Origin of the sequence: Actinomadura luzonensis (genome assembly GCF_022664455.2) — a bacterium.
GTDB classification, from domain to species: Bacteria; Actinomycetota; Actinomycetes; order Streptosporangiales; family Streptosporangiaceae; genus Nonomuraea; species Nonomuraea luzonensis.
In genome coordinates this window covers 998,550-1,013,164 of sequence record NZ_JAKRKC020000002.1, presented here as the reverse complement: position 1 = coordinate 1,013,164, position 14,615 = coordinate 998,550, and the positions used below count along the sequence as shown (strand labels likewise).

Below are 14,615 nucleotides of genomic sequence, written 5' to 3'. Positions count from 1 at the left end.
CTCGTGAAAAGCGATCTTTGCCCAGGGTCCTCCTTCACGCGCCGGGCAGGTCCGCCAGCAGGACCGGCGCGGTGGTCGGCCGCCGCGAGCCGCGCGCGGGCTCGACCGTGAGCGCCACCCGCGCCTCGCCGGGACGCGGCGTGACCACCACGGGCGCGGTGACGCCCTCCTCGGCGCGGCCCAGGAGCCCGGCCGGGCGCGGCCCGTCCCGGCCCGTCAGCCACAGCTCGTAGCCCTTCGAGGCGGGCAGCTCGGGCAGGCCGGAGGTGGTGAACAGCAGGCGGGCCGCCGAGCGCGAGAGCACCAGGGTGGCGGTGCCGCCCGAGGTGGCCGGATGGCGGACCGTCCTCGCGTCCGGCGCGGACAACACGGCGACGACCTGCCGGCCGGCGGCGCCGAGGCGGTCGTTGACGCCGGTGAGGCGCTCGTTGACGGCGCTCAGCCGGTCGTTGGCCGCGATGAGGCGGTCGTTGGCGTCGCTGAGCCGGTGGTTGACGGCGGCGAGGCCGGCGGCGTCGCGGCGGGCGTCCAGGGCGAGCGCGCCGAGGCCGACGGCGACCGCCGCGCACGCCGCCGCCAGCCCGGCCACCGCCCGGTAGGCCCGCCCCCGGGCCCGCACCGCCCCGGCCGCGCCCGCCGTCCCCTCCACGCGCGGCGCCGCCGCCCCCTGAGGCGCCCTCGCCATGACCGCCGTGCGGGGCAACTCGACGACCGTCGCCGCGTCGGCGTCACCCGGCTCTCGCGCCTCCGCCCTCGCCTCGCCCTGGCCGGTGTCCGGGCTCGCGTCGGGGCTCGCGTCGGGGCTCGTGTCGGGGCCGGGGACGGGCCGGGGGGCGGGCCTGGAGGGGGTCCCGGGCGTTGCATGCAGGCCGGGCGGCCAGGGCCGGCGGCGGTAGGCGGCGGTGAGCAGGCGGGTCCGCAGCGGCGGGGGCGGCGGCGCGGCCACCGCCTCCGCCAGCCGCGCGGCCGTCTCCCGCAGCCGCCGCACCTCCGTCCCGCACGTCCCGCAGCCGCGCAGGTGCTCCTCGAACAGCACCCACTCCCCGTACGGCAGCGCGTGCACGGCGTAGGGGCCGGAGAGGGCGTGGAGGTCGTCGTTCATGGTCCACTTCCGAGGCGAGAGGCGGCTCACGCATGTACTTCGGCCGCTCGGGCACGCCGGATGGCACGGGGCCCTTGCTTCTTCGCGCCGGCGTTGCGACAATCTCATCGGGTGATGAATTATGACATGCGTGATAGCGGGCGGCGGCCCGGCGGGCGCGATGCTCGCCCTGCTGCTGGCCAGAGCGGGCGTGCCGGTCACGCTCCTGGAGAAGCACGCCGACTTCCTGCGGGACTTCCGCGGCGACACGATCCACCCCTCGACCCTGCGCGTGCTCGACGAGCTGGGGCTCGCCGGCGAGCTGCTGAAACTGCCCCACCGCAAGGTGCGCGACCTCGGGCTGCGCACCGACCAGGGCACGATCAGGCTGGCGTCCCTGCGCCGGCTGCCGCCGCCCTACGACTACATCGCCTTCGTCCCGCAGTGGGACTTCCTGAACATCGTCACGTCGGCGGCCGCCCGCTACCCCGGCTTCCGGCTGCTGATGCGGGCCGAGGCGTACGACCTGATCCGCGAGGGCGGCGCGGTGCGCGGGCTGCGCTACCGCGACGACTCCGGCGAGCACGAGCTGCGCGCCGACCTGACGGTGGCCGCCGACGGCCGGCACTCGGCGCTGCGCCGCCGGGCCGGCCTGGCCCCCAAGGAGCTGGGCGCGCCGATGGACGTGGTGTGGTTCCGGCTGCCCTTCGCGGACGGCGACCCCGAGGACACGTTCCTGCGCGTCTCCCCCGGCCACATGATGGTCGGCATCAACCGGGTCGACTACTGGCAGCTCGCCTACCTCATCCCTAAGGGCGGCTACGACCGGCTGACGGCCGCCGGCATCGAGGCGCTGCGCCGGCCCGTCGCGCGGCTGCTGCCCTTCCTCGCCGGCCGCGTCGGGCAGCTCCAGGGCTACGACGACGTCAGCGTGCTCACCGTGGCCGTCGACCGGCTGCGCCGCTGGCACCGGCCCGGCTTCCTGTGCATCGGCGACGCCGCGCACGCGATGTCGCCGGTGTTCGGGGTCGGGATCAACCTCGCCGTCCAGGACGCGGTGGCCACCGCCAACCTGCTCGCCGCCCCGCTGAGGGCCGGCGCGCCGATCCCCGAGTCGCTGCTGCACCGGCTGCAGCGGCGGCGCATGCCGGCCACGGTGATCACGCAGACGGCCCAGCGGGTGGCCCAGCGCCTGCTCATCAGGCGGGCCCTGGGCGGCCGGTTCGACGCCTCCGCCCTGCCGCGCGACGTGACGCGGGTGCCGCTGCTCAACCGGCTGGCGCCGCGCCTGGTCGGGATGGGGGTGCGGCCCGAGCACGTGGAGACCCCGGAGGTCGCGCCCGCGCCCGGCGAACGCTGAGCCAAGGCGATGGCCAAAACGTGGACAACAGGGTCGGTAGCGACCGGCTCCGTGGAATACCCTCGTATCTCGTGAGCAGCAATCTACTGGATCTCGATTCCTGGCGAGCCCTCCCCGCGGCCCAGCAGCCCGACTGGCCCGATCGCAGCGAGCTCGACAAGGTCGTCGCCGAGCTCGGCGGCCTGCCTCCCTTGGTGTTCGCCGGCGAGTGCGACCAGCTGAAGGACCAGCTGGCCGCCGTCGCCCGCGGCGAGGCGTTCGTCCTGCAGGGCGGCGACTGCGCCGAGACCTTCTCCGGCGCGACCGCCGACAACGTCCGCAACAAGCTGAAGACGTTGCTGCAGATGGCGATCGTGCTGACCTACGCGGGCAAGGTGCCGGTCGTCAAGATCGGCCGCGTGGCCGGGCAGTTCGCCAAGCCGCGCTCCAAGCCGACGGAGGTGCGCGACGGCGTCGAGCTGCCCGCCTACCGCGGCGACATGGTCAACGGCTTCGACTTCACCGCCGAGTCCCGCAGGCCCGATCCGTGGCGGCTGCTCAAGGCGTACCACTCCTCGGCCGTGACGCTCAACCTGGCGCGCGCCTTCACCAAGGGCGGCTACGCCGACCTGCGGCAGGTGCACGCCTGGAACCAGGACTTCGTGGCCGGCTCGCCGGCCGGCCGCCGCTACGAGCAGCTGGCCAGGGAGATCGACCAGGCGCTGGCCTTCATGCGGGCCTGCGGGGCCGACCCGGAGGAGTTCCACACGGTCGAGTTCTACTCCTCGCACGAGGCGCTGATCCTCGACTACGACCGGGCGCTCACCCGCATCGACTCGCGCACGGGGCTGCCGTACGACGTGTCGGCGCACATGGTCTGGATCGGCGAGCGCACCCGGCAGCTCGACGGCGCGCACGTCGACTTCTTCGCCCGCATCCGCAACCCCATCGGCGTCAAGCTCGGGCCGACGACGACGCCGCAGGAGGCCCTGGCGCTGGTCGAGCGGCTCAACCCGGCCAACGAGCCGGGGCGGCTCACGTTCATCACCCGGATGGGCGCCACCAAGATCCGCGAGCACCTGCCCGCGCTGGTCAAGGAGGTCACGGCGGCCGGGGCGCAGGTGGCGTGGATCTGCGACCCGATGCACGGCAACACGTTCGAGGCGCCGAGCGGGCACAAGACGCGGCGGCTCGACGACGTGCTCGACGAGGTGGCGGGCTTCTTCGAGGTGCACCGCTCGCTCGGCACCCACCCGGGCGGCATCCACATCGAGTTCACCGGCGACGACGTCACCGAGTGCGTGGGCGGTGGCCACGGCATCGTCGAGACCGACCTCGCCACCCGCTACGAGACGGCCTGCGACCCCCGCCTCAACCGCAGCCAGTCCCTCGACCTCGCCTTCCGCGTCGCGGAGCTCTACCGCGGCTGACCCGGGCGCTCACTCCCCCGGCGGCGGGCCCGGTCCGGGCCGCCGCCGGGGCGCCGGGTCAAGGGTGATCTACGTCTCACTGCCCCCTGTTGCCGAACGATATTCGAGTGGACCACGGGGCCGCGCGGCTATGATCGCCCCGAAAGAGGCGAAAGCATGGGAGCAATCGTGGACAGTGCCCCGGAGGGGGTGGACCCCAACGTCCCCAACGTCGCGCGCATGTACGACTACTACCTCGACGGCAAGGACAACTTCGCGGCGGACCGGGCGGCCGCGGAACAGATCCTGAAGAACTTCCCGCACACCAAGGAGGGGGCCCGCGCCAACCGGGCGTTCCTGCGCCGCGCGGTCCGTCATCTCGTGGACCAGGGCGTGCGGCAGATCGTCGACCTGGGCGCCGGCCTGCCCACCCAGGGCAACACCCATGAGATCGCCCCCGAGGCCCGCGTCGTCTACGTGGACTACGACTCGGTCGTGTGCGTGCACGGGCGGGCGCTGCTGGCCAGGAAGGACAACGTCGACTTCCTCCAGGCCGACGTGCGCGAGGCCGACGCGCTGCTCGACAAGCTCGCCGGGCTGGTCGACTTCAAGCAGCCAGTGGCGTTCCTGGCGCTGGCGATCCTGCACTTCATCCCCGACGAGCCGGCCTACGACGTGGTGGCGAAGCTGCGCGAGGCGAGCGTCCCGGGCAGCCACCTGGTGATCAGCCACGCCGTGGACGCCACGCCGGACACCACGGAGCAGGCGCTGGAGATCTACCGCAAGGCCACGGCCGCGCTCAACCTGCGCGACCGCGACGGCGTCCTGCGCTTCTTCGAAGGTTACGAGCTGGTCGAGCCGGGGCTGACGTACCCGGCGGGCTGGCGTCCCGACGACCCGATGGCGCCGGGCAACGGCGTCGACTTCGGCTACGTGGGCGTCGGCCGCAAGCCCTGACCGGCCCGGCACGCCTCTGATCGGCCCGCCGCCGCAACCGGCCCGGCGCCGCACAGGAAAAGCCCCGCCTCAGGGCGGGGCTTTCTCGTTCTCGCCGACGGCGTCAGTTCTGCTCGGCCTTCTTCAGCTCCTCGCTGAGCTCGGCCCGGATGGCGTCCATGTCAAGGGCGCGGACCTGCCGGATGAGGTCCTCCAGCGCCGGGGCCGGGATGGCGCCGGCCTGGGCGAAGACCACGATGCCGTCACGGATGGCCATGAGCGTGGGGATCGAGGTGATGTCGAAACCCTGCGCGAGCGCCTGCTCGGCGTCGGTGTCGATCTTGCCGAACGTGATGTCGGAGTGCTGCTCGGAGGCCTGCTCGAAGATCGGCCCGAACTTCCTGCACGGCGGGCACCAGGTCGCCCAGAAGTCGAGCAGCACGATCCCCTTGTCGGCGATGTCGTTGAAGTTCTTCTCGGTTACTTCGATGGTCGCCACAAAAGGCTCCTCGCTCTGTGTTGAAGGCTGTGCTTCCCACACAACCACGTACCCGTCCCTGGCATTCCATGCGCGCACCCCAGGCCAGGCAGGAGGGTTTTCGACCGCATATTTCCAGGTAAATGTGGTTAGAACAATAAAAGGACGAACCTTGACATCGGCGCACGCGGGTATGAGCAGTGCATGGACTGGGTCACCTGCGCGTATTCGGCTGCCTGCACCGGAATCGCTAACCGGCCGTCCGGCCTCTGCCTCGCCCACCTGTCACCGGAACAACTGGCCGAGGCGCTCGCCTGCCTGGCTCCCGGCCGCCTGCTCGACCTGCGCGGCACGACGATCACCAGCGACCTGCTGGCCAGGGTCCTGGAGGCCGCCGGCGGCCGGCCGGGGCGCACCCGGCTGGACCGGGCCAGGTTCACCGGCGACGTCCGCCTGTCGGGCGTCACCTTCACCGGCGACGTCTCGCTCGACGAGGCCAGGTTCGACCGGCTGGCCTCGTTCTTCGGCGCCCGCTTCGACGGCAACGTCTCGCTGGCCGGGGCCCGCTTCACCCGCGAGCTGTCCTTCCACGGGGTCGCCGTGCGCGGCCACGTCTCGCTCGACCGGGCCGTCATGTCCAGGGACGCGCTGTTCAGCCAGGCCGTCTTCGGGCGCGGGCTGTCGTGCGAGCGGGCCAGGTTCGACGGCTACGCCACCTTCGACGGCGCCCGGCTCGGCGACGGGGCGGCCTTCCGCGGCGCGCGCTTCGGCCGCACCCTGTCCTTCCGCAAGGTCAGCGGCACGGCCGGGTTCGAGGCGGCGCACTTCGCGGCCGACGCGTACCTGTCGGCCACCGCGCGGCTGTCGCTGGCCCGCGCCCGCGCCGACGGCCTGCTGGACGTGTCGGTGGCGCGCTGCGGCCTCGACCTGCGCGGCGTGGAGGTCACCGGCGCCACCGCGGTCAAGCTGACCGACTCCTCGGCCGACCTGGAGGGCGCGGTGCTGCGCGGCCCGGCCGTGGTGAGCGGCCGGGGCCGGTCGGGGCTCAGCTCGCTGCGCCAGGTGGACGCCGCCGACCTGGCGCTGCACGGGCTGGACCTGTCGGCGTGCCGCTTCGCCGGGCTCACCCACCCGTCGGGTGTCCGGGTCAAGGACTGCACGTTCGCGCTCACGCCGCGCGGGGTGCGGGTGAGCCTGCGCTGGCCGGTGCTGCGCTGGTTCTCCCGGCGCAGCGCCCTCGCCGACGAGTACGACCGGTACGCCGGGCCTGGCGGGGACGGCGGGCCCGCCCCCGGCAGGGCCGGCGTCACGCCCGACAACCTGGCCGTGCTCTACGCCGGCCTGCGGCCCAGCGACCGGGCCACCTCCGCCGACTTCGCCTTCGCCGCGATGGAGATGCGCCGCCGGGCCGGTCACCACTGGTGGCTGCCGGTGTCGTGGCTGCTGTTCGGCTACGGCCTGCGCCTCGGGCGCACGGTCGGCTGGTTCGCCACGCTGGCCGCCATCGCCGCGGTCGCCGTGTTGTGGACGTCGACCGGTCACGCCGCGGTGGTCCACCGGTAGCGCGGGCCGCCCGGGGTCAGAGCGTCGCGGCGACCTCGGCGATCCGGTCCGGCATGGAGCGCCAGCCGCCGCCCATGATCCGGCGCGACATCTGCTGCAGCTCGTCGTCCGGGTCGAAGCCCTCGTGGTCGAGGAAGAGCCGGGTGCCCCGGCCCTCGGGCTCCAGGCGCCAGGTGACGGTCCAGTCGGCCCGCCCGCCGTCGCTCCAGCTCAGCTTGACCAGCCGCTCCGGCTCCAGCTCCAGCACCTCGCAGTGCACGACGCCGTCGAAGCCGACGGCCTTCCTCGGGGTGGTGGTGAAGGTGAAGCGGTGCCCGACCTCCGGCTTGAAGTCGCCCGGCATCAGCCACTTGGCGATCAGGTCGGGCTCGGTCAGCGCCCGCCAGACCTTGGCGGGCGGGTGCGCGACGAACTGGTCGAGCCTGATCGCGCGCAGGTCCTCATCGGTCTTCCTCCGGGCCGGCATCGGCGTCGTCCTCCATCTCGTCCAGCTCCTCCATCTCGTCCAGCAGGGTGTTCAGTGCGCTCAGGCGCTCGCGCCAGAAGCGTTCGTAGGGGCTGAGCCAGTCGCGGACCTCCATGAGCGGCGCCGGCTCCAGCCGGTAGCGCCGCTCCCTGCCCTTGCGGGTCTCGGCCACCAGCCCGGCGTCCTTGAGCACCTTCAGGTGCTCCGACACGCTGGGCCTGCTCATGTCGAACCGCTCGGCCAGCCGGCCGGCGGGCTGGCCGCCCTCCTCCAGCAGCAGGCGCAGCAGCTCGCGCCGGGCGGGGCTGGCCAGAGCGGCGAAGACGTGGTCGGCGCTCATGCCTGCGAGGCGACGAAGCCGTTGCCGAAGGGGTCGTGGAAGAGCAGCTGCCGTCCCCAGGGCTGGTCGCTCGGGCCGTCGGCGGCGAGGCCGTGCTCGCGCAGCCGGGCGGCGAGCGCGTCGAGGTCGGGCGCGGCCACGACGAGGCCGCCGATCGGGGCCATGTCCGGGAACCAGGAGGCGAGCAGGAGCGCGGTGGCGGCGCCCTTCGGGGCGACGGTGAGCCAGCGGCCCATGGGGAACGGGTTGTCGGCGCGCACCTCGAACCCGAGCACGCCGGCGTAGAACTCCAGCGCGCGCTCCTGGTCGGCGACGGGCACGGTGACGGTGTCGATGGAGGAAATCAGCATGTCGCACACTATACGTAGGTTTTTTCCTACATGACAACCGGTTTCGGGAAATCAGGGGATCCCCGGAGTGACCGGCGAGCCGCCGCTCCGTAGAATGAGGATCATGCGCATCGACGACTACGTGGCCGAGCTGGACCGCGCTCTCGCCGGCCCGCCCGGGCCCAAGCGGGACCTCGTCGTCGAGGCGCGCGACAGCCTGACCGACACCGCCGACGCCCTGGAGGCCGAGGGCCTGCCCCGGGCCGAGGCGGAGCGGGCGGCGGTGACCGAGTTCGGCCCGGTCGCCGAGGTCGCGCCGGGCTACCAGGCCGAGCTGACCTGCGCCGCGGGACGCCGGCTCGGCGTGCTGCTGTTCATCAGCGTGCCCGTCACGGTGCTCATGTGGTCGGTGCTGTGGCGCATCTACCCGGCGACGGAGACGTCCTGGCTGCGCCAGCCCCACTGGTACGGCCCGGTCTCCCGGCTGCTCGACGCCGTCCAGCTCGGCGTCGGCCTCTACGGCGGGCTGGTGCTGCTCGCGCTCGGCCGGGGCGCCCGCTGGATCCGCCGCCCCCGCCTGCTCACCCGGTCGCTGGCGCTGGTCGTCTGGGCCTCGCTGCCGGTCACGGCCGGGCTCGGCCTGCTGCTCACCTACGGCGCCGACCACCCCAACACGCTCGCGGCGCTGCCCGCGCTGCTGGCCAACCTGGTGACCGCCGCGCTGTGGGGCGTCCAGATGTACGGGGCGTCGCGCTGCCTGCGCCTCACGCGCACAACGGTCGTCCCCTGCTGAGAGCTCAGGTCTCGGGCCGCAGCACGCCGCCGATCACGGCGGCGAACTCGCGCCAGGCCGACCGCTCCCCTTCGAGCTGCTTCCTGCCCGACTCCGTCAGCCGGTAGGTGCGGCGCTTGCGCCCGCCCACGGTCGCCCACTCGCTCGACAGGTGGCCGATGCGCTCCAGCCTGCGCAGCGCCGGGTAGACCGTGCCCGTCGGCACGCTGAGCGCGCCCCCGCTGCGTTCCTGCAGCGCCTCGATGATGGCGTAGCCGTGCAGCGGCTCCCGCTCCAGCACTGAGAGCAGCAGCGCGTCCATGTGCCCGCGCAGCGCGTCCGGATTCATGTCTCAGATCTTAGGCAACTGGTCGGCATGTAGCTAGTCTACATGTAGGCTGTCTATATGTAGGTAGACACAACAACCGACCTCGACCGGAGTCGTGATGGATGTACTCGACCTGGCGCGCACGCAGTTCGCGGTGACCGGCGGGCTGCACTTCCTGTTCGTCGTGCTCACGCTGGGGATGGCGCCGCTGGTGGCGATCATGCACACCCGCTGGGCCCTGACGGGCGGCCCGCGCCACGAAGCGATGACCCGCTTCTGGGGGCAGATCTACGTCATCAACTACGCGCTCGGCATCGTGACCGGGCTGGTGATGGAGTTCCAGTTCGGGCTGGCGTGGAGCGGCCTGTCCCACTACGCGGGGGACGTGTTCGGCGCACCGCTCGCCATGGAGACGCTGGTGGCGTTCTTCCTGGAGTCCACGTTCCTCGGGCTGTGGATCTTCGGCTGGGGGCGGCTGCCGCGGTGGCTGCACCTGGCGTGCATCTGGCTCGTGACGCTGACCGCGTACGCGAGCGCCTTCTTCATCATGATGGCCAACTCCTTCCTGCAGAACCCGGCGGGCGCCGTGGCCCGCGGCGGCCGGCTGGAGCTGGTGGACTTCGGCGCCCTGCTGACCAACAAGGCGCTGGTCTTCTCCTTCCCGCACGTCGTGGCGGCCGGGCTGTTCACCGGCGGGACGGTGCTCATCGGCGCCAGCGCCTACCAGCTGCGGCGGCGCACCGAGCACCAGGACTTCTTCGCCCGCTCGATGCGGCTCGGCGTGGTGACGGCCGCGATCGGCATCGTGTTCACCATGGGCTTCGGCTACGCGCAGTTCGCCGGGGTGCAGGAGGGCAAGTTCGACAACACCGGGGCGGCGCTCGGGCTGGCCCTCATGATGGAGATCGGGCAGCTGCTCGGGCTGGTCGTGCTGCTCTTCCTGCTGCCGGTGATCCGCTGGCTGCCGCGCTGGCGCTGGACGCACCCGCTGCTGATCGCGATGACGCCGCTGCCGTTCGTGCTGGCCATCGCCGGATGGGTGGCCAGGGAGGTCGGCCGGCAGCCGTGGATGATCTGGGGCCGGCTCACCGTCGCCGACGCCCTGTCCCCCGGCCTGACCCCGGGCATGGTGGCCGCCTCGCTGGCCGGGTTCGCGGGCGTGCTGGGGCTGCTCGCGGTCGTCGACTACGTGCTCATCGCGCGGGTGATCCGGCGCGGGCCGCGCGACCTCGACCTCGGCGCCGGGGCGCCCGGCGAGACGCGCGCTCCCGCGCTCAGCTTCTAGGAGGACTGTGATGGACGTCGTCTGGTTCGCCTTCTTCGCGCTGCTGCTGATCGGCTACTTCGCGCTGGAGGGCTTCGACCTCGGGGTGGGGCTGCTGCTGCCGGTGCTGGGACGCACCCGGGAGGGGCGCGACCGCATGGTGGCGGCGATCGCCCCGTACGTGCTGGCCAACGAGGTGTGGCTGGTGGCCGTGGCCGGGACGTTGTTCGGCGCCTACCCGGCGCTGGAGGGGAAGGTGCTGTTCGGGCTGTACCCGGTCGTGGTGGCGATGCTGCTGAGCTGGATCCTGCGCGACGCCGGGCTGTGGTTCCGCCGGCGGGTCGACGGGCCGCGCTGGCGCGGCCTGTGGGACGGCCTGATCGCGTTCGGCTCGCTCGGCCTGTCGTTCGGCTGGGGCATGGCCCTGTACGCGGCCGCCACCGGGTTCGCCGCCTCGCCGGTGAACCCGGTGGGGCTGATGCTGGGCGTGGTGGTGACGCTGCTGTTCGCCTGGCACGGGTGGACGTTCCTGGCCTGGCGGGCCCCCGGCGGCTTCGGGGCGGCCCGGCCGGGGCGGGCGCTGCTGGTGTCCGGGGCGGCGGCGGCGCTGCCGGCGGCGGGGGTGCTGGCGGGGGCGATGCCGTACCTGGTCGAGCACTCAGCGCCGGCGGCTACGTTGAATGTGCTCAGTCTCATGGTCCTGCCGTTCGCACCCATCATGCTGGGCGCGCAAGTATGGGTATGGCGCACTTTCCGGCCAGGCAAGGACGCCTTCCGGCTCCCGTCGTTCTTCTGAGGGCACGTGCACAAGGATCTCCTGCGGCTCATGCGGGCCGAGCGGTCGGTACGCCGCCACCTCGCCGTCACGCTGGCGGCGGCCGTGCTGGCCGGGCTGCTCGTGCTCGCGCAGGCCGAGCTGCTGGCCGGGGTGCTGTCCGGCCGGTTCACCGCCGCCGCGCTGGGCGCGCTGGCGGCCGTCGTCGGCGTGCGGGCGCTGCTGGCCTGGACGCAGGGCGTCTTCGCGGGCCGCACCGCCACCGGCGTGAAGTCGGCGCTGCGCCACCGGCTGCTGGCCCGGCTGCGCGAGCTGGGGCCCGGGCGGCTGGCCGCGCACCGCTCGGGCGAGCTGGTCACGCTGGCCGGGCGCGGGCTCGACGGCCTCGACGCCTACCTGACCGGCTACCTGCCGTCGATCGCCGTCGCCGCGGTGGTGCCGGTGGCCGTGCTGGTCCGGCTGTTCGCCGCCGACCTCGCCAGCGCGGTCATCGTGCTGGTCACGCTGCCGCTCATCCCGGTCTTCGGCGCCCTGGTGGGCATGACGACCAAGGCCGTCACCGAGCGCCAGTACCGCGCGCTGGCGCGGCTCGGCGGGCACTTCCTCGACGTGGTGCGCGGGCTGCCCACGCTGCGCGCCTTCGGCCGGGCCCGCTACCAGGCCGGCGTCATCCGGCAGGTGGCCGACGCCCATCGCAGCGCCACGATGCGCACGCTGCGGGTGGCGTTCCTGTCGTCGCTGGTGCTGGAGCTGTGCGCGTCGTTGTCGCTGGCGCTGGTGGCGGTGCCGATCGGGCTGCGGCTGCTCGGCGGGTCGCTGGACCTCACGACCGGGCTGCTGGTGCTGCTGCTGGCGCCGGAGGCGTACCTGCCGCTGCGGGCCATGGGGACGCGCTTCCACGCGTCCATGGAGGGCGTGGCGGCGGCCGACGCGGCCTTCGCCGTGCTGGACACCGCCGGCGACCCGCCGCGCCCCGCCGGGCGCGGCGGCGTGCCCGCCGCCGGGGCGCCGGAGATCCGGCTGGAGCACGTCACCGTCCGCTACCCGGGACGCGACGCGGCCGCGCTGGAGGACGTCACGCTGACCGTCCGGCCCGGCGAGCGGGTCGCGCTGGTGGGCGAGAGCGGCGGGGGCAAGAGCACGCTGCTGCACCTGCTGCTCGGCTTCGTCGAGCCGGACGCGGGCCGGGTGCTCGTGGACGGCGCCGACCTGCGCGAGCTGGACCTGGCCGGCTGGCGGGCCCGGCTGGCGTTCGTGGCGCAGCGGCCGCACCTGTTCGCGGCGTCGGTCGCGGACAACATCCGCCTCGGCGCGCCGGCCGCCTCCGACGAGGACGTGCGGCGGGCCGCCGCGGCGGCGCACGCCGACTTCGTGGACGCGCTCCCGCGGGGCTTCGGCACGGTGCTGGGCGAGCGGGGCGCGAACCTGTCGGCGGGGCAGCGCCAGCGCGTGGCGCTGGCCCGCGCCTTCTGCCGGCCCGGGGCGTCCGTGCTGCTCCTGGACGAGCCCACGGCGCGGCTGGACGGGCGGAGCGAGGCGGCCGTGGTGGCGGGGACCGCCGAGCTGGCGAGGGGCCGTACGGCGATCATCGTCGCGCACCGGCCGGCCATGATCGACCTGGCGGACCGGGTGGTGCGCCTGCACGCGGGCCGCGTCGTCGCCGACACCGCGGGCCCCCCGGACGAGGGGCCGGGCGGTGCGGAGCCGGAGCAGGCCGGGGCCGTGCGGGCCGAGAGCGGGGCCGTGCGGGCCGAAAGCGGGGCCGTGCGGGCCGAAAGCGGGGCCGTGCGGGCCGAGAGCGGGGGCGAGGCATGAGGCGCGTCATGGGCAAGCGGCTGCTGTGGGCCGTGCTGGCGGGCGCGGCGGCGGACCTGGCCGGGCTCGGCCTCATCGCCGCCGCGGCCTGGCTGATCACCCGGGCCGCCCAGCAGCCGCCGCTGGCCGCGCTGAGCGTGGCGATCGTGGCGACCCGGGCCTTCGCCACCGGCAAGGGCGTCTTCCGCTACGCCGAACGCCTCACCGGCCACGACATGGCGCTGCGCGCCCAGGCGGGCACCCGCGAGGACCTGTACGAGGCGCTGATCCCGCCGCAGCGGCCCCGTCACGGCGGCGCCGACCTGCTGAGCCGCATGGTGGACGACACCGAGGCGGTGCAGGACCTGCTGGTGCGCTGCCTGCTGCCCGCCGCCGCGGCGGCCGTGACCGGGCTGGCCGCCGTCGCGATCGGGCTCGCCGTGCTGCCGGTGGCGGGCGACTCGCTGGTGGCCGGGCTGGCGCTGGCCGGGCTCGCGCTGCCGGCGGCGACCGCGGCCGCGGCCCGCCGCTGGTCGGCGCGGATCGCACCGGCCCGCGCCGAGCTGGCCGGCCGGGTCGCCGACCTGGTGCACGGCTCGGCGGACCTGGCCGCGTACGGGGCGGACGAGGCGGCGCTGCGCCGCGCGGAGGCCGCCGACGAGGCGCTGGCCGGGCTGGAGCGCCGCCAGACCCGCGTCCACGCGGCCGCGCTGGCCGGCGGCACGCTCGTCCAGGGCCTGACCGTGGCCGCCGTGGTGCTGCTCGCCCAGGCCGCGGGGGCCGGCTCGGTGGGCACGGCGGTGCTCGCGCTGACCTCGCTGGTCGCGTTCGAGCCGGTGCTGCCGCTGGCGGCGGCGGGCGAGCGGCTGGCGGGCGTCACGGCGGCGCTGCGCCGCCTGCGCGAGGTCCGCGCGGCGACCCCGGCGGTCGCCGAGCCCGCCGTCCCCGCGCCCCTGCCGGGGTCCCCGCTGACCGTCGAGGTGACGGACCTGGTCGTCCGCCACTCCGCCGAGCCGGGCGCGCGGGCCGCGCTGGACGGCGTCTCGCTGCGGCTGACCCCCGGCCGGCGGGTGGCCGTCGTCGGGCCGAGCGGCGCGGGCAAGAGCACGCTGCTCGCGGCGCTGATGCGGCTCGTGGAGCCGGAGTCCGGGCGTGTCGCGGTCAACGGCGTGGACGTCCGCGACCTGGCCGGCGACGACGTGCGCACGCTCATGACCGGCCTCACCCAGGACCCGTACATCTTCCGCACCACCCTGCGCGACAACCTCCGCCTGGCCGGCCCCGACGCCGGCGACGAGCGGCTGCGCCAGGCCCTGGACGACGCCCGCCTCGGCGACTGGGTGGCCCGCACCGGCTGGGACGCGGAGCTGGGCGAGGACGGCAGGACCGTCTCCGGCGGCCAGCTCCAGCGGCTTGCGCTGGCCAGGGCCCTGCTGTACGACCCGCCGGTGCTCCTGCTCGACGAGCCCGCCGAGGCCCTCGACGAGGAGACCGCCGACCGCCTCATGGCCGACCTGCTCGACGTCACCAGCGACCGCACGACGCTCCTGGTCACGCACCGCCTGAAGGGCCTGGAGACGGTCGACGAGGTCGTGGTGCTGGAGGAGGGCCGCGTCACGCAGCGGGGCCGGCACGACGAGCTGGTGGCCGTCCCCGGCTACTACCGCGACCTGTGGGAGTCCGAGGTCCTCACCCGGCGGTAAGCCCCTTCCGTCCGTCCAGGCTTGTGTTTGCGTCGCCA

15 protein-coding genes are annotated in these 14,615 nt (G+C 74.3%); 9 read left to right on the top strand and 6 right to left on the bottom strand.

The window, feature by feature from the left end; translation table 11 throughout:
* Positions 1-34: 34 nt before the first annotated feature.
* Positions 35-1,102 (bottom strand): anti-sigma factor, encoded by a 1,068-nt coding sequence (locus MF672_RS34910; protein ID WP_247815569.1) that lies wholly within the window; start codon positions 1,100-1,102, stop codon positions 35-37.
* A gap of 121 nt (positions 1,103-1,223) precedes the next feature.
* On the opposite strand from MF672_RS34910, the gene MF672_RS34905 reads away from it, so the two are divergent.
* From MF672_RS34905 to MF672_RS34895, 3 genes are all read left to right on the top strand, one after another.
* Positions 1,224-2,441, top strand: coding sequence for an FAD-dependent oxidoreductase (locus MF672_RS34905; RefSeq protein WP_242382744.1), 1,218 nt, complete (start codon positions 1,224-1,226; stop codon positions 2,439-2,441).
* A gap of 71 nt (positions 2,442-2,512) precedes the next feature.
* On the top strand, positions 2,513-3,850 hold the full coding sequence (locus MF672_RS34900; RefSeq protein WP_242382742.1) for a class II 3-deoxy-7-phosphoheptulonate synthase: 1,338 nt from the start codon (positions 2,513-2,515) through the stop codon (positions 3,848-3,850).
* A gap of 168 nt (positions 3,851-4,018) precedes the next feature.
* The gene (locus MF672_RS34895) at positions 4,019-4,786 is read left to right on the top strand and encodes an SAM-dependent methyltransferase (protein WP_242382741.1); all 768 of its coding nucleotides are present in this window, start codon (positions 4,019-4,021) and stop codon (positions 4,784-4,786) included.
* Positions 4,787-4,889: 103 nt separating this feature from the next.
* On the opposite strand, the gene trxA is transcribed toward MF672_RS34895, so the two are convergent.
* Positions 4,890-5,264: a thioredoxin gene (trxA, locus tag MF672_RS34890; protein WP_242382739.1), complete on the bottom strand. Its 375-nt coding sequence runs from the start codon at positions 5,262-5,264 to the stop codon at positions 4,890-4,892.
* Between the two features lie 183 nt (positions 5,265-5,447).
* Between trxA and MF672_RS34885 the strand changes: the two genes are divergently transcribed.
* On the top strand, positions 5,448-6,806 hold the full coding sequence (locus MF672_RS34885) for a pentapeptide repeat-containing protein (RefSeq protein WP_242382737.1): 1,359 nt from the start codon (positions 5,448-5,450) through the stop codon (positions 6,804-6,806).
* A 16-nt stretch (positions 6,807-6,822) separates the two neighbouring features.
* Here the strand turns inward: MF672_RS34885 and MF672_RS34880 are convergent, their stop codons facing one another.
* The 3 genes from MF672_RS34880 to MF672_RS34870 are packed head-to-tail and all read right to left on the bottom strand — an operon-like array spanning position 6,823 to position 7,962.
* Positions 6,823-7,272 (bottom strand): SRPBCC family protein, encoded by a 450-nt coding sequence (locus tag MF672_RS34880; protein WP_242382735.1) that lies wholly within the window; start codon positions 7,270-7,272, stop codon positions 6,823-6,825.
* A complete protein-coding gene (locus MF672_RS34875; protein ID WP_242382734.1) occupies positions 7,247-7,612 on the bottom strand; it encodes an ArsR/SmtB family transcription factor in 366 nt (121 codons plus the stop codon). The genes MF672_RS34880 and MF672_RS34875 overlap by 26 nt, the downstream gene beginning before the upstream one ends.
* Positions 7,609-7,962 (bottom strand): VOC family protein, encoded by a 354-nt coding sequence (locus MF672_RS34870; protein WP_242382733.1) that lies wholly within the window; start codon positions 7,960-7,962, stop codon positions 7,609-7,611. The genes MF672_RS34875 and MF672_RS34870 overlap by 4 nt, the downstream gene beginning before the upstream one ends.
* A gap of 103 nt (positions 7,963-8,065) precedes the next feature.
* On the opposite strand from MF672_RS34870, the gene MF672_RS34865 reads away from it, so the two are divergent.
* Positions 8,066-8,734: a permease prefix domain 1-containing protein gene (locus MF672_RS34865; protein ID WP_242382732.1), complete on the top strand. Its 669-nt coding sequence runs from the start codon at positions 8,066-8,068 to the stop codon at positions 8,732-8,734.
* A 4-nt stretch (positions 8,735-8,738) separates the two neighbouring features.
* Here MF672_RS34865 and MF672_RS34860 read toward each other — a convergent pair whose 3' ends face one another.
* A complete protein-coding gene (locus MF672_RS34860; RefSeq protein WP_242382730.1) occupies positions 8,739-9,062 on the bottom strand; it encodes a helix-turn-helix transcriptional regulator in 324 nt (107 codons plus the stop codon).
* 97 nt (positions 9,063-9,159) lie between these two features.
* Here MF672_RS34860 and MF672_RS34855 point away from each other — a divergent pair, with 97 nt between their 5' ends.
* From MF672_RS34855 to cydC, 4 genes are read left to right on the top strand one after another with little or no spacing between them, the layout of a single operon-like run.
* Positions 9,160-10,326: a cytochrome ubiquinol oxidase subunit I gene (locus MF672_RS34855; protein WP_242382728.1), complete on the top strand. Its 1,167-nt coding sequence runs from the start codon at positions 9,160-9,162 to the stop codon at positions 10,324-10,326.
* A gap of 10 nt (positions 10,327-10,336) precedes the next feature.
* Positions 10,337-11,101, top strand: a complete 765-nt coding sequence (locus tag MF672_RS34850) for a cytochrome d ubiquinol oxidase subunit II (RefSeq protein WP_242382726.1) — start codon at positions 10,337-10,339, stop codon at positions 11,099-11,101.
* A gap of 6 nt (positions 11,102-11,107) precedes the next feature.
* Positions 11,108-12,895, top strand: coding sequence for a thiol reductant ABC exporter subunit CydD (cydD, locus tag MF672_RS34845; protein ID WP_242382724.1), 1,788 nt, complete (start codon positions 11,108-11,110; stop codon positions 12,893-12,895).
* Complete coding sequence (cydC, locus tag MF672_RS34840) at positions 12,892-14,577, top strand: thiol reductant ABC exporter subunit CydC (RefSeq protein ID WP_247815568.1); 1,686 nt, start codon at positions 12,892-12,894, stop codon at positions 14,575-14,577. The genes cydD and cydC overlap by 4 nt, the downstream gene beginning before the upstream one ends.
* The last annotated feature ends 38 nt before the right edge of the window (positions 14,578-14,615 follow it).

Coding starts and splice junctions, on each gene's coding strand:
- MF672_RS34910 (WP_247815569.1), bottom strand. CDS start 1,102: ATGAACGACGACCTCCACGCCCTCTCCGGCCCCTACGCCGTGCACGCG.
- MF672_RS34905 (WP_242382744.1), top strand. CDS start 1,224: ATGACATGCGTGATAGCGGGCGGCGGCCCGGCGGGCGCGATGCTCGCC.
- MF672_RS34885 (WP_242382737.1), top strand. CDS start 5,448: ATGGACTGGGTCACCTGCGCGTATTCGGCTGCCTGCACCGGAATCGCT.
- MF672_RS34880 (WP_242382735.1), bottom strand. CDS start 7,272: ATGCCGGCCCGGAGGAAGACCGATGAGGACCTGCGCGCGATCAGGCTC.
- MF672_RS34875 (WP_242382734.1), bottom strand. CDS start 7,612: ATGAGCGCCGACCACGTCTTCGCCGCTCTGGCCAGCCCCGCCCGGCGC.
- MF672_RS34870 (WP_242382733.1), bottom strand. CDS start 7,962: ATGCTGATTTCCTCCATCGACACCGTCACCGTGCCCGTCGCCGACCAG.
- MF672_RS34865 (WP_242382732.1), top strand. CDS start 8,066: ATGCGCATCGACGACTACGTGGCCGAGCTGGACCGCGCTCTCGCCGGC.
- MF672_RS34860 (WP_242382730.1), bottom strand. CDS start 9,062: ATGAATCCGGACGCGCTGCGCGGGCACATGGACGCGCTGCTGCTCTCA.
- MF672_RS34855 (WP_242382728.1), top strand. CDS start 9,160: ATGGATGTACTCGACCTGGCGCGCACGCAGTTCGCGGTGACCGGCGGG.
- MF672_RS34850 (WP_242382726.1), top strand. CDS start 10,337: ATGGACGTCGTCTGGTTCGCCTTCTTCGCGCTGCTGCTGATCGGCTAC.
- cydC (WP_247815568.1), top strand. CDS start 12,892: ATGAGGCGCGTCATGGGCAAGCGGCTGCTGTGGGCCGTGCTGGCGGGC.